This window comes from Mycolicibacterium komossense, from assembly GCF_025822605.1.
GTDB lineage: Bacteria > Actinomycetota > Actinomycetes > Mycobacteriales > Mycobacteriaceae > Mycobacterium > Mycobacterium komossense.
The window spans coordinates 32,933-53,333 of sequence record NZ_JACKTY010000021.1; the positions used below are offsets into that span (position 1 = coordinate 32,933).

18 protein-coding genes are annotated in these 20,401 nt (G+C 65.8%); 9 read left to right on the forward strand and 9 right to left on the reverse strand.

Annotated elements, in window-relative coordinates; genetic code table 11:
- Window positions 1-7 precede the first annotated feature (7 nt).
- From H7J73_RS09815 to H7J73_RS09840, 6 genes are all read right to left on the reverse strand, one after another.
- Window positions 8-1,408, reverse strand: coding sequence for a mechanosensitive ion channel domain-containing protein (locus H7J73_RS09815; RefSeq protein ID WP_264067155.1), 1,401 nt, complete (start codon window positions 1,406-1,408; stop codon window positions 8-10).
- Entirely contained in the window at window positions 1,405-3,579 is a 2,175-nt protein-coding gene (locus H7J73_RS09820) for an adenylate/guanylate cyclase domain-containing protein (RefSeq protein WP_264067156.1), read from the reverse strand. The genes H7J73_RS09815 and H7J73_RS09820 overlap by 4 nt, the downstream gene beginning before the upstream one ends.
- A 148-nt stretch (window positions 3,580-3,727) precedes the next feature.
- Window positions 3,728-5,053 carry an alpha-amylase family protein gene (locus H7J73_RS09825; RefSeq protein ID WP_264067157.1) on the reverse strand — a complete coding sequence of 442 codons (1,326 nt, stop codon included), beginning with the start codon at window positions 5,051-5,053 and terminating at the stop codon, window positions 3,728-3,730.
- Entirely contained in the window at window positions 5,050-5,529 is a 480-nt protein-coding gene (locus tag H7J73_RS09830) for a nucleoside deaminase (RefSeq protein ID WP_264067158.1), read from the reverse strand. The genes H7J73_RS09825 and H7J73_RS09830 overlap by 4 nt, the downstream gene beginning before the upstream one ends.
- Window positions 5,530-5,580: 51 nt before the next feature.
- Window positions 5,581-7,269, reverse strand: coding sequence for a tetratricopeptide repeat protein (locus H7J73_RS09835; RefSeq protein ID WP_264067159.1), 1,689 nt, complete (start codon window positions 7,267-7,269; stop codon window positions 5,581-5,583).
- Between the two features lie 103 nt (window positions 7,270-7,372).
- Window positions 7,373-7,783 (reverse strand): nitroreductase/quinone reductase family protein, encoded by a 411-nt coding sequence (locus H7J73_RS09840; RefSeq protein ID WP_264067160.1) that lies wholly within the window; start codon window positions 7,781-7,783, stop codon window positions 7,373-7,375.
- Between the two features lie 258 nt (window positions 7,784-8,041).
- Here H7J73_RS09840 and H7J73_RS09845 point away from each other — a divergent pair, with 258 nt between their 5' ends.
- Window positions 8,042-8,425: a cupin domain-containing protein gene (locus H7J73_RS09845; RefSeq protein ID WP_264067161.1), complete on the forward strand. Its 384-nt coding sequence runs from the start codon at window positions 8,042-8,044 to the stop codon at window positions 8,423-8,425.
- Between the two features lie 35 nt (window positions 8,426-8,460).
- Window positions 8,461-9,027 carry a TetR/AcrR family transcriptional regulator gene (locus tag H7J73_RS09850; protein ID WP_264067162.1) on the forward strand — a complete coding sequence of 189 codons (567 nt, stop codon included), beginning with the start codon at window positions 8,461-8,463 and terminating at the stop codon, window positions 9,025-9,027.
- Here H7J73_RS09850 and H7J73_RS09855 read toward each other — a convergent pair whose 3' ends face one another.
- On the reverse strand, window positions 9,028-11,382 hold the full coding sequence (locus H7J73_RS09855; RefSeq protein WP_264067163.1) for an arylsulfatase: 2,355 nt from the start codon (window positions 11,380-11,382) through the stop codon (window positions 9,028-9,030).
- Between the two features lie 30 nt (window positions 11,383-11,412).
- Window positions 11,413-13,443 (reverse strand): FUSC family protein, encoded by a 2,031-nt coding sequence (locus tag H7J73_RS09860; protein WP_264067164.1) that lies wholly within the window; start codon window positions 13,441-13,443, stop codon window positions 11,413-11,415.
- 40 nt (window positions 13,444-13,483) lie between these two features.
- Between H7J73_RS09860 and H7J73_RS09865 the strand changes: the two genes are divergently transcribed.
- From H7J73_RS09865 to H7J73_RS09875, 3 genes are read left to right on the forward strand one after another with little or no spacing between them, the layout of a single operon-like run.
- Window positions 13,484-14,194, forward strand: a complete 711-nt coding sequence (locus tag H7J73_RS09865) for an EthD domain-containing protein (protein ID WP_264067165.1) — start codon at window positions 13,484-13,486, stop codon at window positions 14,192-14,194.
- A complete protein-coding gene (locus H7J73_RS09870; protein WP_264067166.1) occupies window positions 14,191-14,634 on the forward strand; it encodes a TIGR03618 family F420-dependent PPOX class oxidoreductase in 444 nt (147 codons plus the stop codon). The genes H7J73_RS09865 and H7J73_RS09870 overlap by 4 nt, the downstream gene beginning before the upstream one ends.
- A gap of 19 nt (window positions 14,635-14,653) precedes the next feature.
- Complete coding sequence (locus H7J73_RS09875) at window positions 14,654-15,412, forward strand: enoyl-CoA hydratase/isomerase family protein (RefSeq protein WP_264067167.1); 759 nt, start codon at window positions 14,654-14,656, stop codon at window positions 15,410-15,412.
- Between the two features lie 5 nt (window positions 15,413-15,417).
- Here the strand turns inward: H7J73_RS09875 and H7J73_RS09880 are convergent, their stop codons facing one another.
- On the reverse strand, window positions 15,418-15,606 hold the full coding sequence (locus H7J73_RS09880) for a (2Fe-2S)-binding protein (protein WP_264067168.1): 189 nt from the start codon (window positions 15,604-15,606) through the stop codon (window positions 15,418-15,420).
- A gap of 212 nt (window positions 15,607-15,818) precedes the next feature.
- Here H7J73_RS09880 and bfr point away from each other — a divergent pair, with 212 nt between their 5' ends.
- Genes bfr through H7J73_RS09900 form a run of 4 tightly spaced genes read left to right on the forward strand, consistent with a single transcriptional unit; the run spans window position 15,819 to window position 20,392 of the window.
- On the forward strand, window positions 15,819-16,322 hold the full coding sequence (gene bfr, locus H7J73_RS09885; protein ID WP_264067213.1) for a bacterioferritin: 504 nt from the start codon (window positions 15,819-15,821) through the stop codon (window positions 16,320-16,322).
- Window positions 16,323-16,332: 10 nt separating this feature from the next.
- Window positions 16,333-17,754, forward strand: a complete 1,422-nt coding sequence (gene xylB / locus H7J73_RS09890) for a xylulokinase (protein WP_264067169.1) — start codon at window positions 16,333-16,335, stop codon at window positions 17,752-17,754.
- 35 nt (window positions 17,755-17,789) lie between these two features.
- Window positions 17,790-19,859 (forward strand): MDR family MFS transporter, encoded by a 2,070-nt coding sequence (locus H7J73_RS09895; protein WP_264067170.1) that lies wholly within the window; start codon window positions 17,790-17,792, stop codon window positions 19,857-19,859.
- 41 nt (window positions 19,860-19,900) lie between these two features.
- On the forward strand, window positions 19,901-20,392 hold the full coding sequence (locus tag H7J73_RS09900) for a carboxymuconolactone decarboxylase family protein (RefSeq protein ID WP_264067171.1): 492 nt from the start codon (window positions 19,901-19,903) through the stop codon (window positions 20,390-20,392).
- The last annotated feature ends 9 nt before the right edge of the window (window positions 20,393-20,401 follow it).

Sequence of the window (20,401 nt, forward strand, 5' to 3'; positions counted from 1 at the left end):
CAGGAACTCATTCGCCGACGGAAGCCAGGGCCCGGCGGACATCCTTGCTGCGCTCTTCGATGGCGCGGCCGATTTCCTGCAGCAGCAAAGGCCGGTGCAGGACCAGCTCCTCGATGTGTTCGCGTTCGATCTGCAGCACGGTGACCTCTTCGAGTGCGTTCGCTGTGGTGCGCAAGGGTTCTCGGGTCAAAGCGGTCTGTCCGATGAAGTCGCCGGCGTCGAGAGTGCGGACCGGGATGACGGTCCCAGCCTCGCCTTTCACGGACAGCCGGATCCGACCACGTACCAGGAATGTCATCCGTTTGGGTACCTGCCCGGCCGCCTGAAGCGTCTCTTCGGCGCCGTACCGCGCCAGCCTGGCGTACGGGAGCAGATGCTCGCGGTCCGATTCGCTGAGCCGCAACATCGGGGCGATCTCCCGCAACGAACTCTTGATCCGCTCCTCGGTGTTGAAGTCGTCGTCCGCCTCGTCCAGGTGCAGCCCGGCCCGTCGGGAGGCGTACCAGATCCACTTCAGGAAAGTGGCTCGCGCACTACCGTCCTCGGACGGGGACTGCAGAGGTATCGAGGTCTTGTACTCGTTACCGCCGACCGGAACCGCCTTGGGGACAGCTCCCGCGCGCACCTGCGGCAGGTTCGAGGCCATCTGGGTCAACATCGAGCAGACATCGTCGGGCGGATCGTTGGCCGCAAATACCGTCACCACCGAGATCGAGTGGGCACCTGGTGGGCGGCTCAGGTTGGTGAAGGACGCGGCGGCCAGCACCGAGTTCGGCATGATCTGCAGGCCGCCGCCGGTGTCGATATGCGTTGCCCGCCAGTTCACCTCGATGACGCGTCCCCGAGCCGACGGCGTGTCCAGCCAGTCGCCGATCTGGAAGGGCTGTTCGAACAACAGTAAAAGACCTGAAATGACCTGACCGACCGAGTTCTGCAGTGCCAGGCCGAGCACGATCGAGCTGATGCCCAATGCGGTGAACAGGCCACCGACGTTCGCGCCCCAGACGTAGGAGAAGATCAGCGCCAACCCCACCGCGATCACGACGAAGCGCGCCACGTCGAGGAAGATCGACGGAATCCGTTTACGCCAGCTGCCTTCCGGAGCACCCTGGAACAGGGTGGCCTTCAGCCCGGACAGTAGAAGGATCAACACCACGAACCCCAGCACCGTCGCGACGATGCGGACCGGCGTTGCCTGCGCCGAGACCTGGGTGCCCTTCACCAACAGGAGCAGCAGCGCACCGAGAGGCAGGATGTAGTTGCGCAGCAGGTGAACGGGGCGGGCCAGACTGCTTTGCCTGCGCGCCAAGGCATTGTGTACCTCGGTGAGTGCCACCAGTCCGACCGGAAGGCCGACGGCTACGGCGACGGCCCAGAAGAACCAGGGGGTGCTGACGATGCTGGTCACGACGACCGCTCACTGAGCCGCCAGATCGGCTGCTCGACACCGTCGACCGAGATCTCACCCGCCGAGACGAACGATTTGGTGTCCCGCATCGCCTCGTAGACGTCGGAGCTGACGTAGATACCGGGCTGCGGTGTGCCACTTTGCACCTGGTAAGCCAGGCTCACGGCCGACCCCCACATGTCGTAGGCCAGGCTGGCCCGACCGACCAGCCCGCTGGTGACAGTTCCGGTGTCGATGCCAGCTCGCACTTTGAGGGTGTGTCCGGTCTCGCCGTTGAACCGCTCGATGACGCGCTGCATCTCGACCGCGAAATCGACCGTCCGGCGCACGTTGTCCAGCCGCGGCACGCTGAGCCCGCAACTCGCCAGGTAACCGTTGTGCAGGATCCGGACCTGTTCCACACCGAGATTCTCTGCGGCTGAATCGAATTGGCGGACCAGCTTGTTCACGATGGACAGATGTTCGTCGGAAGTCAGGTCAGCGGACAGTTCGTCGAGGCCCACGATATCGGCAAAGATCACCGTGACGTTCTGATGGTCCTGGGCGATGATCTCCTCGCCCTCGCGATAACGCTGGGCCACCGGCTCCGGCATCAGCGACAGCATCAGCCGGTCGTTCTCCCTGCGTTGATCGTTGAGCAAGTCTTCCTTGATCGACAGGTTGCGGCTCATATCATTGAAAGCCACTGTCAAGTCGCCGAATTCGTCCCTGGAATGCACCGGCAGCGTGACTCCGTACTCGCCGGAACTGATGTGCTGGGCGCCGGCTTCCAGTCTTCGGATCGGCCGGACGAAGAGTCTTGCCAAGAGCATCGCCGCGATGCAGACGACGAAGATGATGATCACCGTGGACAACACAAGTTTGCGGGTGAATACCGAGACCGGTGCGAAGGCCTCATCGGTGTTGATCTTGGCGATGATGTTCCAGTTCAGGCCGGTTATGTCGACGGGTGCGTAGGCTTGCAGGGTCTCGTTGCCCAGGTAATCCCGCTCGATTTCGGTCCCGGTCTGGCCCCGCGCCGCCCGCCGGGCGGCGTCGCCGTCAATCGGTTGAACCAGGGTGGTGCCCTGTTGTCGGATCGACTCTTCTGCTACGTCGGGCGGGGTGCCGGCTTGGATCACCGCCCGCTTGTACGCTTGCGGATCTTCGAGGAACAACCGGGAGTCCGAACGCATCAGGGTGTCGTCGCCCACCAGGATCGTTTCGCCGGTCCTGCCCATTCCGGTTTGTTCCCAACGGCGGTCGGCGGTCATGAGTTGGTTGATCTTGGAGATGGGGAATTGCAGTGCGAGCACGCCCGCTACCCGGCCTTGGCTACTGACGGGCGACACCAGCCATGCGGTTGGCTGGTCGGCAGGTTGGTAATCGCCGAAATCGGTGATGCCGACGTAGTCGCTCGCATTGGAGGCCACCGCCTTGATGTAGGCGTCGGTCAGGTTGCCGTCCCGGTAGGGCCCGTTGAGGATGTTGGTGCCCAGATCGACGTTCTTGTAGGCGCTGTAGACCACGTTGCCCGACGTGTCGAGCAACAGGGCGTCCTCGAACGCGAAGCGGTTGACGATCTCTCTGAAGAAGCTGTTGTATCGGGCGTTGGCTGCTGACCACAGGCTGCCGTCGTGGGCGTCGTCGTTCTTGATGGCGTCGTCGGCGTTCGGATAGGGCGCGGTGTAGTTCGCCTGGAGGTATCGCTGGGCGTTCGAGGCGGGGAGAAGGTTGGTGATGTCGACGGTGTTGCCGGTCTGGTTGTCCTCGACTTTGGCGAAAACGTTGTTGTAGTAGTCCACGATCGACTGCTGTTGGGCCGGATTGATCGTCGAACTGGCGAGTTGGTTGAACCCGGCGGTGAATTCTTCGATGGCGCTGGAAGTGGTCGATCCCAGTGTGTAAATCACCATTGAGTTCTTCAGATCCGAGATTTGCGATTCCAATTCGCGCGCCTGCGATTCGCGGATTTCGGTCAACCTGTCGAAAACAGACGCGCGCAGTGAGTTCCGGCCCGACTGGTAGCCGATTGCGCCCACCACCGCCGCAGACAGAATGCTGGTCACCAACAACATCACGAGCAGTTTCGACTGGATGCTGACGCGGGACAGGAAACCCCGGTTTCTGCGCCGTCGCCGTGCCGGCGTTTCAGGTTCCGCCGGTTCCGCCGGTTCGGTCGGTGTCGTCATCGGTTCTGAAGATTAGCCTGCGCGGCTGGACAAAGCAGTGAGGTCAGGGGGATTCTCAGGCGTGCCCTACGATTCGGCCCGATTTGTCGACACACGGGCGCGGGATTTACGACGCTGCCGGGCTGATTTCGGTCCGACGCAGGCCGCCCTACTGGACCGGCCGCAGGATCAGCCAGCCCTGGGGCGCCACCGTCGTCTCGGCGACGTCCTCCTCGGGCGGCGCGCCCGCTCCGGCGATGACGACGCCGCTCTGGTGGCCCAACTCCGCCAGCCGCAGCCGCATCGGTGTGTCGTCGATGTTCAACGCGACGATGAGTGCGTTGTCCCCGCTGCGGGTCTCGTACACGTACTGCCGGTTCTCCAGCCGCAGCGCTCTGGTGCGGGCGGTGTGCAGCCACGGGTGCCGGCGGCGCAGGCCGATCAAGTACTGGTGCAACGCGAACGTCTGAGCACCGGCGTCGTCGACGGGGAGTGGGGGAGCGCCGAACTCGGGTCGCACGGCGTCGTCGCCTCCGAACCGCTCCTCCTTGACACCGTGGAATCCCAGTTCGTCACCGGCGTACACGCTGGGCACACCGCCGGTGGTCATCAGGATCACCAATGCGTGGGCGGGATGCGCGGGGTTGGCCAGCTGGCTGGCGATGCGGGTGACGTCGTGGTTGCCGATGAATGTCAGCGGCGCGAATGTCTCCAGGAAGTCGTTGTGGCGCTTGAGCGAATGGTCCAGCTCGTGGAAGTTGCCATCGTTGAGGCCGCTCCAGATCGCCTTCCACAGCTCGTATTGGGTCACCGAGTCGAATCCTGATCCCGACACCACCGCCGGGTAGTCGCCGTGGATGACCTCGCCGACGAACCACGCATCCGGGTGCACCGATCTGACCCGCGGTATCACCTGCGCCCAGAAGCGCTCCGGCACCGAGTAAGCCGCATCCAGGCGCCAGCCGTCGGCGCCGCGACCGAGCCAGTGTGACATCACATCGACAACGTGGTCCACCACCGCCGGGTTGCGATGGTTGAGGGTGATCAGGTCGCCGTGGCCCTCGAACGTGCCGAACTCTCCGGGCCGGCCGCGAAACCAGCGGGCGGCCTCCTGCTGGTGGGGCGAGCCGCCGTCGAGAGCCGTCAGATAGTGCGGGAATTCGGTGCCGACGTGGTTGAAGACACCGTCGAGCAGCACGCGCAGCCCACGCCGGTGTGATTCCTCGATCAACTGGTCGAAGTCAGCGTCGTCCCCGAGGCGCGGATCGATTCGGTAGTGATCGGTGGTGTCGTATCCGTGTGTGCGAGAAGCGAACACCGGCCCCAGTGCCACACCCGAGGCGCCGAGTTCGACCGCGTGATCGAGCCAGCCCACGAGGCGGCGCAACCGGTGCTCTGCAGGCTGAGGTGGGGCGTCGCTCGGGTAGGCGCCGACGAATCCCAATGGGTAGACCTGCCACCAGATCGCGTGGGTCACCCAGTCCGGTTCGGTCATGGCCGGAACTTGGCTTCGTAGAGTGCGCGCATCTCGTCCTCGAACTGCGGTACCGGGCCGTCGGCCGCGATTCTGGGCGCCACGACGCTGATGGGGAGCGGGGCCACCGGTGACGGCGGGGCGCCCCAGTCCTCGCGCCACGCGCTGAGCTGGGCTCCCGACGTGGCATACACGATGCGGCCCAGCCCGACCCAGGCGTGCGCCGCCGAGCACATCGGGCAGTGCTCACCGGAGGTGTACACGGTGGTGCGGATGCGCCGGACGGGCGCGATGTTGTCCGACGCCCACCGGGCTATCGCGAATTCGGGGTGCCGTGTCGGGTCGCCGCCGCCGACCCGGTTGCGATCTTCGAACAGCGTCTTGCCGTCGGCGTCGACCAGGATGGAACCGAAGGGTTCGTCCCCGCTTTCCAGCGCCTGCCGGGCCAGTTGCACGCAGCGCGTCAGGTGTTGCACGTCCTCAGCGGTGAGTCCCACAGGTCCGGAGTTTACGCACCGGGTCGAACGCGGGGACGGTGATGACCGGTACTACCGGCCACAGCAGGCCGGTGCGGTTTCCAACCGGCAGGCGCAGGATGCGTCGACCGGCACATCGGCTCGGGCCTTGGCGAGTTCGAGCTGTCTGGCCACGATGCCGGCCTCTCCGTCACGGCCGAGCCGTTGCAGGCATTCGTGGTAGCCGTGCAGGCTCCACAGGTTGCCCGGGTGCTGACACGGCCGGGCCAGCGTCGGATCGAGCCCCAGGTCGGCTTCGTAGACCTTGGCGGCCTCCTCCACGTGGCCCTGCTCCAGCAGCAGGGCGCCGTAGGCGTGCCGGACGGGTTGCATCCAGCCCCACGGCTCGTCATAGGTCAGGCCGTCCGACAGGGCGATCGCGTGCCGCAAATGCGCGAAGGCCTCGTCGAATCGTCCTTCGCGATAGGTGATTTCACCGTCGAGTAGGGCGGCGGCGACGGCGAGGATATCGGTGCAGGCATTGTTGAACAGCCAGCGCGTATCCGGCACCGTGGCGACCGCGGCGGTGAACGCCTCTCGTTCGGCATGAGCCTGCGGCAGTTGGCCTTTCGCCGCATGTGCGATACCGCGGCCATAGTGAATGATGGCGGTGCTGACGCAGTACAGGCCCTGATCGGCGGGCAGCGGTTCGGCGATCAGGGCATCCCAGCGCCCGAACCGGATCAGCACATGCACCTTCAAGGGGACGAACGCCTCCAGCCAGTCGGCCATCGGCGGCGATTCGATCGACAGCAGATCCGGCGTCAGCTGTCCCGACAGCTCATCGGCGGCCTGTAAGGCGATCTGCGACTGGCCGCTGAACATCGCCGAGTAGACCACGAAGTGCAGGTCGTGCGCGCGATAGAGCGAGTAATAGTTGAGCGGCCCTTGGTGTTCCACGAATTTTCGGTCGGCTCGAACAGCGGCCAGATTCGACTCGACCGAGCTGCGGTAGTCGCCGCAGAGCACGTCGATATGCGTGGGCATGTGCTGCAGGTGGCCGGCATCGGGGACCAGATCGCGCAGCAGGTCCGCGGCGGGCAACGCCACCTCGGGATGCGCTGACATCTCCATGGTGTGCAGGTAGAGGTGAAGGACTCCCGGGTGGGCCTTGCCCGCGTCGGTGGCCAGGGCATCGTCGAGAATCCGTTTGGCTTCGACGACGCGCGAGCCCGGCGCGGGTTCGCCGGTGCTGGTGTCCCACAGTGCCCACGCGGTGACGTTCACCAGCGCGTCGGCTGCCAGCGCCTGGACGTCGATGTCGTCGGGGTAGGCGACCGCAAGCTCGGCCATGGCGTCGGCGTAGGCGTAATGCCCGGCGGTCAGGGCGGCGGCGTCGTCGGGATCGTCGGTGGGGAAGCGGAGGGACAGGGCCTCGATGAGACCTCGTTCGGCGGCGCTCGCCCGGCCGCCGGCGGCCAGGCCCAGTTCCATCCGAGCCCGGGCCAGAGAGGCGGCCAGGTCGACGGGGTCGAACGCGTCCCAGGCCTTGTTGTAGTTGGGTCCGATCGCATAAGCGATGCCCCAGCGCGCGATCGCCAGCTCCGCGTCGATGCTGAGCGCCCGCTCGAAGCAGGTGACGGCTTCGGCGTGGTTGAAGGCATATGCCCACACCAGGCCGCGGTTGAACCACAATTGTGCTTGGGGCGTTGGGGTTTCGACGTCGCGGCGGTAGGAGCCGAGATCATAGTAGGGATCGGAAACGTCGGTGGCAGCCGTCATGGTCGAACCTTAGTGGTGGGGAAACTGTCGCGACAACGCCACCGGATATCGAGGTGGGTGTCAAGACAAGCAGTCATCACGATTCGGAGTCTGGCGGGTTTGGTCAGGTTCGCTTCACAGAGAGATAGTCCGCGATGCCGATGCGTTCATAGGATCGTCTTCGCTTCGGCGTCAGCAGGGGCAACGCGGTCGCCGCGTCGATCACCTCGGGGTCGGTGACGTCGTGGGTTTCGCCTTCGGCCGACACCGTGGCCCGCCCGGCGGCCAACACGTTCTGCAGCCAGTCCACCCGGGTCCCGTAGGCCAGCGGAATGACGAACCCGCCGGACGTGCGGTCGGCGCCGATGGGCGTCGAATACTGCGTGCCCGACTTTCTGCCGGTATGCCGGATCGCAGCGGCGTACGAGTTCTTTCCGCCGGCCCGCCTGCCGATCACGGGGTTGAGTAGGTATTTGTTCGACGTACGGATCGCCCATAGCAGTGGACGGGGCCAGGTCGCGGGTGCAAGCGCCACCCCGCCGACGGTACGCGCGCGCAGACGCGTCCGGTGGTCCCAGAATCGTCGGTGTGATGTCTCGGGACATCGGTGACAGTTCTGGATCAGGACATTGGTGACAGTTCGGGTGGTCTTGGTGGTGACACTTCTGCCACCAAGCTCCCGGGGTGGCCGTCAATGAACCCATCGATCCTCGCGTGCGGCTGGCGATTTCTCAGTGGCCCGACGACGCCGACGAGTCACCGCCGTTCTAGGTCAGCAGCTACGATCGGCCGCATGATTCGTTGCGTCCGGCTGTGGACCGGTCAGGATGACGGTTCCCACGTGCAGATCGGCACCATCGACATGCGGCCGGGCCGCAACAACGACCTCCTGTCGGGCACGATGGCGTCCACCCATGTCACGGTCGAAGAGACGGCGGGCGGCGGTGCACTCGCGTGGCATACCGCGCCGGTCCGCCAACTCGTCGTAACGCTCTCGGGCACTTTGGATTTCATCACTCGTGACGGTGAAGAGTTCACGTTGCACCCCGGCGACGTCTTGCTGGCCGAGGACACCGCGGGCTCCGGTCACCAGTGGCAGCTGAAGGGCAGCGATCCCTGGCGCCGGATGTACGTCGTGTTGGCCCAGGGCACGGATGTGGCGTTTGTGCCGGACTAGTGTCACCACCGTGACGGCATGCGTACGGTGACCTGATGGCGACCACCCGTGCCCGCAATGCCGAGGGCACCCGCGCGGACATCCTCGCTGCCGCCCGAGAACGGTTCGGCGCCGAGGGATACGAACGAACCACGTTGCGCGCCGTCGCCGGCGATGTCGGTGTCGATGCGGCCCTGGTGATTCGGTACTTCGGCAGTAAACAGGACCTGTTCGCGGCGGCCGCGGAGTTCTCCATCGACCTGCCCGATCTGACCAAAGTCGAGCCCGAACGGCTCGCCGAAGCGCTGTTACCCCGGTTCTTCGCGGTCTGGGAGTACGACAGCACGTTCGTGGCCTTGTTGCGCGCGGCGATGACGAGCCCGGTGGCCGCCGACGCGATGCGGCGGGTGTTCGCCACCCAGATCGCGCCATCGCTGATGGCCATCGCGCCGGATCACCACCTCCAACGCGCCGGACTGTTCGGAGCCTTCATCATCGGGTTGGCCACCACCCGCTATGTGATCCGTAACCCCGCCGTCGCGGAGATCGACCATGACGAGCTGGCGCTGTGGATGGCGCCGGTGGTGACCCAGCTGCTCGTCGGACCTGCTCCGCAGGAGTGACTACTGCCGCGCCATCGCCAGGTTGTACCGGTCTTCGGCGGTGATCAGGTGGTCGTGGTTGTCCTCTCCGATATCGAGCTGCACCCATTCGATCTCGCCGGTGAAGCGGTTGCCCGTCGGGCCGTAGTCCGGTGACGCGGGCGAGCCGGTATCGGAGCCGACGTCACACGCTTCGTCGGCCGAGTAGCCCATCGGGATGGTCTGCTCGACGCGACCGGTGCCGACTGCTTCACCGTCGTAGTAGAGCGTGACGTCGCCGCCCTTTGCCAGTCCGCCGCCGTCATAGGCGAACTCCATTCGCACCTGATGTTTCCCGGCCGGGATCGGTCGGTCCGCAGTCGTGATGTAGTGCTCGATGCCGAAGAAGTTGAAGCAGTACTTCAGTTTTCCGTCGTGCGCGTACAGCGACCACCCGCCTACGCTGCCGCCCTGGGTGATGATCACGCCGTTGGCGCCGCCTTCGGGTACGACGAGATTGGCCGTCACCGAATAGGACTTGTTCTTCAGCGTGAGCACACACCACTCACTGACCCGCATACCGGAGAACAACAGTTGGGTGTTGCCCCGGATGAGCTGCGGCCGGCCCGCGATATCGGGATTGATCCGTTCGAAGCCGCGATCGTCGAGCGGAACGACGTTGTACTTGACTGCCTCGATCAGCCAGAGCCGTTGCAACTCAGCCAGTTTCTCGGGATGCTGCTCGACGAGGTTGTGCGACTGGGTCCAGTCGTCTGGACCGTAAAGTTCCCAGACGTCGTCGTCGAACGGCGGCGGGGCGTCCGCCGACCAGGGGGTCCGGTGCTTGGTCATCGCCGTCCAGCCCTGGAAATAGATGCCGCGGTTGCCCATCATCTCGAAGTACTGCACGTGGTGCGATTCGGGCGTCGCGGCCTCCCGCAACGTGTCGATCATGCTGACCCCCTCCAGCGGGGCCTGGGCGATGCCGTTGACCGACGTCGGCGCGGGCAGCCCGGCCGCCTCCAGTATCGTCGGCGCCACGTCGATGACGTGATGGAACTGGCTTCGGACCGCACCCTTGTCGGCAAAACCATTGGGCCAGTGCACGATTGTGCCGTTACGGGTGCCGCCCCAATGTGACGCGACCTGCTTGGTCCACTGATACGGCGCGCATAACCCGTGCGCCCAGCCCACCGCGTAGTGGTTGTAGGCGGTGGGTGTGCCGAACTCATCGATCTTCGAGAGCAGGAATTCCGGCGTCTCGATCCCCGGCATACCGTTGAGCGTCGTCATCTCGTTGAAGCAGCCGTTGAGGGTGCCCTCGGCCGAGGCGCCGTTGTCGCCGATGATGTAGTAGATCAGGGTGTCGTCGAGAAATCCGAGGTCGTCGATGGCATCGACCACTCGGCCGATCTCATGGTCGGTCTGCTCCAGGAAGCCCGCGTAGATCTCCATCTGCCGCGCCAGCACGGGTTTGAGCTCGTCTGGCATGTCGTCCCACGCGGGGATCTCGTCGTGGCGTCTGGTGAGTTCGGCGTCCTGCGGAACCACTCCGAGCTTCTTCTGCGCTTCGATCGTGCGCTCGCGCAGGGCATCCCAGCCGTCGTCGAACCTGCCCCGGTACTTGTCCGACCATTCCTTCGACACCTGGTGCGGGGCATGGGTGGCACCCGGTGCGAAATACATGAAGAACGGCTTGTCCGGCATCAGCGCCTTCTGTTGGCGTACCCAGGTGATGGCGCGGTCGGCCAGATCCTCGGTGAGCGAGTAGCCCTCCTCTGGGGACTTCGGCGGCTCCACCGCCGTGGTGCCCTCATACAGGCCGGGGTAGTACTGGTTGGCCTCGCCGCCGACGAAGCCGTAGAAATGTTCGAAGCCGGAACCGGTAGGCCATTGGTGAAACGGCCCGACTGGCGTCACCTCCCAGCCGGGTACCTCATGACACTTGCCGAACTGTGCGGTCGAATACCCGTTCAGCTTCAGGGTTTCGGCGATCGGCGCCTTGTCCTTCGGTCTGATGCTGTTGTTGCCCGGCGCAGACGTCGCCATCTCGGTGATCGCTCCCATGCCGACAGAATGATGGTTACGTCCGGTCAGCATCGCCTGCCGGGTGGGGGAGCACAGCGCGGTGGTGTGAAACCTGTTGAGCTTGAGACCATTAGCGGCCAGGCGTTCGGCGACCGGGGTGTTGCACGGCCCGCCGAAGGCCGACGACGCACCGAAGCCGACATCGTCGATCAGCACGATCAGCACGTTGGGGGCACCTTTGGGTGGCCGCAGTTCTCTGATGGGCGGATAGCTGGTGTTGGGATCCTTGGCGTCATAGGTGGTGAGCCCGACATGCTTGACATCCGGGATGGGGAGTTGTTCCCGCGCCAGGTGCTTTTCGGGTGCCATGATCCCTCATTTCTGGAGACGTAACGGTGGTCACCCTACGCGGGTGAATCCTACTGGAGGGGCGATCGCCAGGAGATGTCGGGTGATGGTGGCAACCTCGGCGACCAGCACGCGCTGACCAGCGTTATCGATCGCCAGCAGAGCCGCCGCCTGCTTGAGTTGTTGGTCCGCCTCCGTCAGGTGCGCGGCGTCGACCGTCCACGGCTGGCCTGCCGAGGGCAGGTCGCCGCGCAACGAGTCCACGTAGTCGTCGACGGCGACGACGAATCTGCGGTCGACTGCGACGTCGGGGGTCGGCAGGTGCGATTCCAGCGTCGCGCAGGCGCCCGTCACCGCGTTGAGTGCGCCGCGATACGTCATCAGCCAGCGCCGGACCTCCGGCGCCTCGGCGCGCACGCTACCGCTGGCGGCCTCGAATGCCGACCGTGCCCTGGTTGCCCGTTGCCAGGCCCCGGTGAGCGTGGCGTCGAGCTCCGCCGCATCATGCAGAGGATGGACGAAGGCCCGCAGCACCGCTGCTGCATAATCGATTTCGGCCTTGAGTAATTCGCCCGCGCGTTGCCGTAGCCGGATCAGGGAGCGATCGGGCAGCAGCAGATGACTCGCCACGGCCAGCGCTCCGCCGATCACCGTGGCGATCAGGAGCTCCTTGATCGTCGCACTGTCGGCGGCGCCGGAGATGTCGAGCAGGAACACGATGGCGGCGGCCAGCGCGGCGCTCAGGGCCGCGTACCCGATGCCGGACACCGCGTAGGCGATCCCGACGAACGCCACCGCGAGCAGCGCGGACACCACGCCCGAGGGATGCAGCACGGCCGTGATCCCCGTCGCGACCGTGACCCCGACGGCGTTTCCGGCAATCCTGGTGATGCACCGGGTATAGGTGTGTGCCGTCTCCGGCCGGAGCACCATCACCACGGTCAAGGCGATCCAGTAACCATGTGACATCCCGGTGCCCCTGGCCGCGGCGGTCCCGATCGCCGCGGCCGCCGCCAGCCGGACCGCATGCCGCAGGATCGGCGACTCCCAATCCAGGTTCGTCAGCAGCGTTGCCCGGGCCGCGGCAGCCAATTCCGAGACCGGTGGCCGACGAAGTTCCTGCACGGTCCCGGCCGGCACGGCGGAGCCGGTGAACCGGAGCGTCGCCGCTTCCCAGAGTTGGGTCTGCAGCCGCCGGCCCGCGGCAGCCGGGGATCCGGTGATTGCGGCGACGGCAGTGTCGAGGCGGAGCAGCTCCCGCTGTGCGACATCGTGTGCCCCGCGCCCCGACCCGGCGATGCCGTCGAGTACGTCTGCGGCGGCCGCCAGGACCGCCGCCACCTCCGGGGTGCCCGCCGACGGCCCGAGCGCGGCCAGCGTCATGGCGATCCGTTCCGGTAAGCCGTACAGCCCCCGAAAGGCAGGCGGTCGACGGCGGGCCTGACGATCGGAACCGGTGAACGCATCCCGCAACGAGATCAGCGGAGTCGGGTCGAAGGACAGAGCAGACCCTGCGGCGTCGACGGGTTCGGTGGCGAGCAGCCGCGCATGGCGGGCCACCGAGCGGTAGGCGTTCGTCAGCGCCAGGCGCTGAATCTGCCACCGCTGCCGCGGCCACGCGGCCACCAGGACCGCCTGCGTCAGCCCGCCTGTCACCGTGAGGACGGTCGTCGTGACCACGTCCGCGAAGGGTTGCGCGACAGCGGACGAGGTGACCAGCAGTGCGGCGGCAGCGGCGGCGACCAGGCCGGCATTCGACCCCAACGTCCACACCAGGCCGGCGATAAGACACCAAAGTCCAACCACCACAACGAAAATCGGAGCGTGCGGCGCACTGAGGGCACCGAGAAAAGCCGCGGCACCCATGGCCAGGGACACCGCGACCACCAGCTGGATTCGGCTGCGAGTACCGTCCTGCAGCGCGGTCGCACCCGCTATCGCAGCGCTGCCGCCCGCAGCGATCGCCGCCGGCGCCGACCCCCAATGCAGCGCCACCGCGACCGCCAGCACCACGCCCAACAGGCTCCTGGCCACCTCGCCGACATACGGCCAGGACAGCCGCAGGGCGAGGCCCTTGATCATGCAGTCATTATGGCCACACAGGGCGCGGTAAGTTCACGTCATGGAGAAGGTGATCCTGGCGTTGCGCAGCACAAGGGGCGATGAACCCCAAGAACAATGGTGTGCCCGGGTGCGCGGTCCGCTTGCACAGGAACTGCTCGACCTGGATCTGCCGGGACTGACGATCAACGTCAAGGACGACGCGGTGCGGGAATCGTTGATGACGCTGACGACGCTGGATCCCCCGGTGAGCGGATTCGTCAGCCTGTGGACCCAGCAGTCCTACGGCGACCAGGTGACGGCCGCCATCGCGTTGCTGGAAAAGGAGTGCGACGACGTGTTCGCCTACCTGGTCACCGAATCCGTTCCGCTGGCCCCACCGCGGACCGAACCTGGCGAGCGGACGACGGGGATGGCGAACGTCGCACTGCTGCGTAGACCGGACACCTTGACCGAGGAAACCTGGCGGCGCCGATGGCAGCTCGACCACACTTCGGTGGCCATCGACACCCAGGCGACGTTCGGGTACATCCAGAACGCGGTGGTGCGACCGCTGACACCGCAGGCGCCCACCCTGGCTGCGATCGTCGAGGAGCTGTTCCCGGCCGAGGCCGTCTCCGATATCTCCGCGTTCTTCGGTGCCGCTGACGACGCCGACCTCACGACGCGGATCGGCAAGATGGTGGCGAGCACGGCGGCCTTCGGCGCCAACGAAAACGTCGACACCGTGCCCACCAGCCGCTACGTCCTACGCTCACCCTTCGCGTCATGACCACCCTGGACGACGCCGTCGCGCTGGCCAAAGACGACAGTGGGCTGGTGGTGATCTCGACGGTGCGCGCAGACGGCACGGTGCAGGCCTCGCTGGTGAACGCCGGCGTGATCGCCCACCCCGCAACGGGTGAGCAGGTGCTGGGGTTCGTCACCTACGGCAAGGTCAAGCTGGCGAACCTGCGGGCGCGGCCCAACCTGGCTGCCACTTTCCGCAACGGTTGGCAGTGGGCGACCGTCGAAGGCCCGGCGGAACTCGCCGGCCCCGATGATCCGGCGGAGTGGCTGGTGGGTGCAGACCAACTGCGGCTGCTGCTACGCGAGGTGTTCACCGCAGCCGGTGGCACCCATGACGATTGGGACGAGTACGACAGGGTGATGGCAGCTCAGGGCCGCACGCTGGTATTCGTCACGCCCACCCGGGTGTACAGCAATTCATAACTGTTCATAGTCTGGGCGGGTGACTCTCGACATCGCCGACGAGAACCGGGTGCGCACGCTCACCCTCAACCGGCCCGAAGCCCTCAACGCCTTCGACGAAGCCCTCTACGACGCGACCACAGTCGCGCTGCGCGAGGCCGCCGACGATCCCGAGGTCGCGGTCGTGCTGATCACCGGGACGGGTCGCGCTTTCAGCGCCGGCACCGATCTGGCGGAGATGCAGGCCAGGATCACCGACCCCGGCTTCACGCCGGGGGAGCACGGCTTCATGGGGCTCATCGATGCGCTGACCGCGTTCCCGAAGCCCTTGATCTGTGCTGTGAACGGTCTCGGAATCGGAATCGGCACAACGATTCTCGGCTTCGCTGACCTGTCATTCATGTCCACCACGGCCCGGCTGAAGTGTCCGTTCACCAGCCTCGGGGTCGCCCCGGAGGCGGCGTCGTCCTATCTGCTGCCGCAACTGATCGGCCGCCAGAACGCGGCCTGGCTGCTGATGTCCTCGGAATGGGTGGACGCCGACGAAGCCCTGCGCATGGGCCTGGTCTGGAAGGTGTGCGAACCAGATGAGCTGCTGGTGCAGGCCCGCAAGCACGCCGACGTGCTCGCATCTCGGCCGATCTCGTCGCTGATGGCCGTCAAGAGCACGATGGTGGCACCGGTCCTGGCGGGTGTCGATGCCGCGCGTGCGCGGGAGAACGCGTGTTTTGCCGAATTGATGGGAGCCGCGGCCAACGCCGACGCACTCGCAGAATTCAACAAGGGGAAAGAGAGCTAACCCGGCTAGCTCACCGGGACAGGAGTCCTGGCCTTGAAATAGGACTCGATGATCGATCGCACGGTGTGCCGGCAGCGTCCGCAGTCGGTGCCGGCGCCACAGGCGATGGCGACCTCTTTAGAGGTACACGCCCCGTTGGCCACCGCATCAGCCACCACGTGGCTGGTCGCTCCGGTGCACAGGCAGACGTACATATTAGTGGAGTCTAACCTAAGTGCGGGCAGATTGTTAGGGGAACCTTGGTTAGGTGTGCCTATGGTAAATCCCCTGGTAGGCGCCATTTCCACCGGCATTTCTGCGTGCTCTGCGCTGCGAACTCGGCTAGGTTTGTCGCTGAACGGCGCGCGCACAGCCCCGCGCACCGTGGGTGCCGAACGGTGCCAGCCCCACCTGTCGAGGAGATCCGATGCAAGGCGATCCAGATGTTCTCAAGCTGCTCAATGAGCAACTGACGAGCGAGCTCACCGCGATCAACCAGTATTTCCTGCATTCCAAGATGCAGGACAACTGGGGTTTCACCGAGCTCGCCGAGCACACGCGCAAAGAATCCTTCGAGGAAATGCACCATGCGGAGTGGATCACCGATCGCATTCTGCTGCTCGATGGACTGCCGAACTATCAACGGCTCTTTTCGCTGCGCGTCGGCCAGACGATTCGCGAGCAGTTCGAAGCCGACCTGGCTATCGAGTACGAAGTGCTCAACCGACTTCGCCCCGGCGTGATGATGTGCCGCGAGAAGGGCGACGCGACCAGTGCGAATCTCCTTGAGACGATCCTCAAGGACGAGGAAGGTCATATCGACTACCTCGAGACGCAGCTTCAGTTGATGGACACCCTCGGCGTCGAGCTCTACTCGGCTCAGTGTGTATCGCGGCCCCCGGGCGGCGGTTCTGGTGGTTCTGGCGGCTAGCCTCGGCAGCATGACCCTCGTCGCCGGAATCGACTCGTCAACCCAGTCCTGCAAGGTGTTGGTCTGTGATGCGGACACCGGTGACGTGGTGCGCTCGGCGTCGGCTCCGCATCCCGGCGGTACCGAAGTGGATCCGCAGGCCTGGTGGCAGGCATTGCAGACGGCCATCGGCGGGGTCGGTGGTCTCGACGATGTCGCCGCCGTGTCGGTCGGGGCTCAGCAGCACGGCATGGTCTGCCTCGATGAATCCGGTGCAGTCGTACGAAATGCGTTGCTATGGAACGATACTCGCTCGGCGACCGCCGCACAGGAGCTGATCGACGACCTCGGCGGCCCGGCCCGATGGGCCAAGGAGATCGGGGTGGTTCCAGTTGCCTCGATGACGGCCACCAAGCTGCGCTGGCTGGCCGACAACGAGCCCGCCAACGCCGATCGGACGGCCGCGGTCTGTCTTCCGCACGACTGGCTGACATGGCGGTTGTCCGGCAGTTCCGACCTCGCGGACCTGCGCACCGACCGTAGCGATGCCAGCGGCACCTGTTACTACTCGGCCGAGGCCGACGAGTATCGGACCGATCTGTTGACGCTCGCGATGCGAGGCCGCCAGCCACGACTGCCGGTGGTGCTCGGGCCGCACGACGCCGGCGGCCAGTTCGCCGGCGGTGCCGCGATTCTCGGTCCAGGGGCCGGCGATAACGCGTCGGCCGCGCTCGGATTGGGTGCCGCATCCGGTGACTGCGTGATGTCGCTCGGGACGTCCGGGGTGGTCAGCGCCGTCGGCGAGGCGGCACCGCACGATCCGGACGGTATCGTCGCCGGCTTCGCCGATGCGACGGGCCGACAGCTTCCGCTGGTGTGCACCCTCAATGGCGCGCCGGTTCTCGCCGCCGTCGCCGCGATGCTGGGCGTCGATCTCTCCCGATTCGCCGAGCTGGCACTGTCGGCCCCGGCCGGGTCTGAAGGTCTGGTCTGGGTGCCGTATTTCGACGGCGAGCGCTCGCCCAACCTGCCCGACGCGCGGGGAGCCCTGCAGGGCACGACGACGACGAACCTCACGGCGGCCAACGTCGCCAGGGCTGCAGTCGAAGGCCTGCTGAGTTCGATGGCGTACTGCCTGGACAAGATCGCCGACCAGGGTGTGGACGTCGAGCGCGTGCTACTCGTCGGCGGCGGCGCACACTCGGCGGCCGTGCGCGTTATAGCGCCGGCTGTTCTGGGTAGACCCGTCGACGTGCCAACGCCAGGGGAGTACGTGGCGCGCGGCGCCGCCCGGCAGGCGGCGTGGGCGCTGACCAAGAGTGACGAGCCACCGGCCTGGCCGCTCGAGGGGGTGGCGACCTTCACCGCCGAGTCCACTCCCCAGGTTCTCGAGCAGTATCACCAGGCCCGGACGCTGACGCTGGGCCAGTCCGCCAAGATTTTCCTAGTCTGACTAACAAATTCGCGATCCTCGGCGATAAATCCCCTATGAGCAACCAGTCTGCCCCCGTGAAAGCCGCGGACCCCGAGTCCGGCAGCGCGATGATCACGCCCCAACGGCGCAACCTGATCTTCATCGCGCTGCTGCTCGGCATCCTGCTGTCGGCGCTGGATCAGACAATCGTCGCCACCGCGTTGCCGACCGTGGTCGCCGATCTCGGTGGCGCCGGACACCAGTCCTGGGTTGTCACCAGTTATCTGCTGGCCTCGACGATCGTGACCGCCGTCGTCGGCAAGCTGGGTGATCTGTTCGGCCGCAAAGTCGTCTTCCAGGTGGCCGTCGGGTTCTTCATGGCCGGGTCGGTGCTGTGCGGGCTGGCCGAGTCCATGACCATGCTCGTCGCGGCCCGTGCGGTGCAGGGCATCGGCGGTGGCGCCATCATGGTGACCGCCACCGCGGTGATCGGCGAGGTCATCCCGCTCCGCGACCGTGGTCGATACCAGGGCGCACTCGGTGCGGTCTTCGGGGTCACGACAGTGATCGGCCCGCTCCTGGGTGGCTTCTTCACCGACCACCTGACCTGGCGCTGGGCCTTCTGGATCAACGTGCCGGTGGCCTTGGTCGTGCTCCTGGTCAGCGCCGTCGCCATCCCCGCCCTGGCCCGCAGCACCACCAAGCCGGCGATCGACTACTTGGGCATCCTGTTCATCGGCCTCGGCGCATCCGGGTTGACCCTGGCCACCAGCTGGGGCGGCGGCGAATACGCCTGGACCTCGCCGATGATCATCGGGCTCTTCGTTCTGTCACTGGTCTCCATCGGCCTGTTCGTCTGGGCCGAGACGAAAGCCAGCCAGCCCATCCTGCCGATGCGGCTGTTCCGCAACCGAGTCTTCACGATGTGCTGTGTGCTCGGCTTCATCGTCGGGTTCGCGATGCTGGGCGCCCTGACTTTCATGCCCACCTTCATGCAGTTCGTCGACGGCGTCTCGGCCACGGAATCCGGTTTACGCACCCTGCCGATGGTGGCCGGGCTACTCATCACCTCGATCGGCAGTGGACAGATCGTCGGCCGCACCGGCCGGTACAAGATCTTTCCGGTGGCCGGGACCGCGATCATGGCGGTGGCTTTCTTCCTGCTGTCCACGATGGATGCGGGCACCCCGACCTGGCAGCAGTCGATCTATCTGTTCATTCTCGGCACCGGCATCGGTTCGAGCATGCAGGTGCTGACCATCATCGTGCAGAGCACCGCGCGGTTCGAGGATCTCGGCGTCGCGACCTCGGGGGTGACCTTCTTCCGCACCATCGGCAGTTCGTTCGGTGCGGCCATCTTCGGCTCGCTGTTCTCCAACTTCCTGGCCGACCGTCTGGGGCCGGCCCTGGCCGCCAGTGGTGCGCCTCCGGAAGCGACGAACTCACCGGCGGCACTGCACCGGCTCTCCGCGGAGATGGCTGCGCCCATCGTCAGCGCGTACGCCGACTCGCTCGGCACGGTCTTCATCTGTGCCGTGCCCGTCGCCGTCGTCGGGTTCATCGTCGCGTTGTTCCTCAAGGAAGTTCCCCTGCAGGAGATGGACAACGTCGCCGTCGACCTCGGCGAAGCCTTCGGTATGCACACCACCGAGTCCCCGGAGAAAATCCTCGAGATGTCGATCGGCCGGATGTTCCGCGACGATCCCGACATTCGACTGCGTAACTTCGTCCGCTATCCGGGCTGCGAACTCGATATCGCCCGCCTGTGGGCACTCATGCAGATCAACCGGTATGTCCAGGCGACAGGGTCGGCGCGGGTCGAAGATATCGCCGACCGATTACGGGTACCGGCCGAGGTGCTCGAACCTACGTTCGTTCGACTCGTCGACACCGGCTACGCGTTCCGCACCGGCAGTGAATACTGGCCTACCGGCCGCGGCCTGCGCCAGGTGGATTTCGTGTCGTCGCTGGTCGTCGCGCGAATCATGCAACAGCTCAGCCGCTCGACGGAATTCGAGACCGGCCCCGATCGCCTCGAGGTCGAGAATGCTCTGGAGCGCGTGGCGCATCGGATGCTGGTGCAGCGCAACTGGGATGACGACGCCGACCGGACGGTGGCACTGCCGCGCGCATCCGCAAACTAGAACGTGTTCCAATTGCAGCCGGCCGGGCGTAGCATCGCGCCATGAGTCGAATCGGAGACTTCGCAGACGATGACCTCGCCGGCTGGTTCGTGAAAGCGCCCGACCTCGGCGGTGGCCTCTACCAGTTCCAGAAGGCGGTCTACGACAAGGGCCGGCTGCCGATGCGGGTTCGGGAACTGGCGCGGATGGTGATCGCGCAGGACAACGAGTGCGCGGTCTGCGTTAACACCCGCGACGAGGACGGCCCCGCGGCGGGTGTCGACGAGGAGCTCTACGACCACGCTTCGGAGTGGCGGACCTGGCCGGGCTACAGCGAGCAGGAACGGATTGCCGCCGAGTTCGCGCACCGCTTCGGCACCGAGCACACCGCACTGCGTGATGACGAGGACTTCTGGGAGCGCGCGAAGGCGCAGTTCTCCGACGAGCTGCTGGCCGATCTCGCGTTGTCGTGCGCGCTCTGGGTGGGCATGGGCCGAGTGCTGCGCACGCTGGACCTCGGGCAGACCTGCAAGCTCACCATTCCCGCCCGCTGAAATCGGGGC

What these genes read in the sequence shown, in the direction of transcription:
- H7J73_RS09820 (WP_264067156.1), bottom strand. Translation starts at nt 3,579, where the DNA reads ATGACGACACCGACCGAACCGGCGGAACCGGCGGAACCTGAAACGCCG.
- H7J73_RS09825 (WP_264067157.1), bottom strand. Translation starts at nt 5,053, where the DNA reads ATGACCGAACCGGACTGGGTGACCCACGCGATCTGGTGGCAGGTCTAC.
- H7J73_RS09835 (WP_264067159.1), bottom strand. Translation starts at nt 7,269, where the DNA reads ATGACGGCTGCCACCGACGTTTCCGATCCCTACTATGATCTCGGCTCC.
- H7J73_RS09845 (WP_264067161.1), top strand. Translation starts at nt 8,042, where the DNA reads ATGATTCGTTGCGTCCGGCTGTGGACCGGTCAGGATGACGGTTCCCAC.
- H7J73_RS09850 (WP_264067162.1), top strand. Translation starts at nt 8,461, where the DNA reads ATGGCGACCACCCGTGCCCGCAATGCCGAGGGCACCCGCGCGGACATC.
- H7J73_RS09855 (WP_264067163.1), bottom strand. Translation starts at nt 11,382, where the DNA reads ATGGCACCCGAAAAGCACCTGGCGCGGGAACAACTCCCCATCCCGGAT.
- H7J73_RS09860 (WP_264067164.1), bottom strand. Translation starts at nt 13,443, where the DNA reads ATGATCAAGGGCCTCGCCCTGCGGCTGTCCTGGCCGTATGTCGGCGAG.
- H7J73_RS09865 (WP_264067165.1), top strand. Translation starts at nt 13,484, where the DNA reads ATGGAGAAGGTGATCCTGGCGTTGCGCAGCACAAGGGGCGATGAACCC.
- H7J73_RS09870 (WP_264067166.1), top strand. Translation starts at nt 14,191, where the DNA reads ATGACCACCCTGGACGACGCCGTCGCGCTGGCCAAAGACGACAGTGGG.
- H7J73_RS09880 (WP_264067168.1), bottom strand. Translation starts at nt 15,606, where the DNA reads ATGTACGTCTGCCTGTGCACCGGAGCGACCAGCCACGTGGTGGCTGAT.
- bfr (WP_264067213.1), top strand. Translation starts at nt 15,819, where the DNA reads ATGCAAGGCGATCCAGATGTTCTCAAGCTGCTCAATGAGCAACTGACG.
- xylB (WP_264067169.1), top strand. Translation starts at nt 16,333, where the DNA reads ATGACCCTCGTCGCCGGAATCGACTCGTCAACCCAGTCCTGCAAGGTG.
- H7J73_RS09895 (WP_264067170.1), top strand. Translation starts at nt 17,790, where the DNA reads ATGAGCAACCAGTCTGCCCCCGTGAAAGCCGCGGACCCCGAGTCCGGC.
- H7J73_RS09900 (WP_264067171.1), top strand. Translation starts at nt 19,901, where the DNA reads ATGAGTCGAATCGGAGACTTCGCAGACGATGACCTCGCCGGCTGGTTC.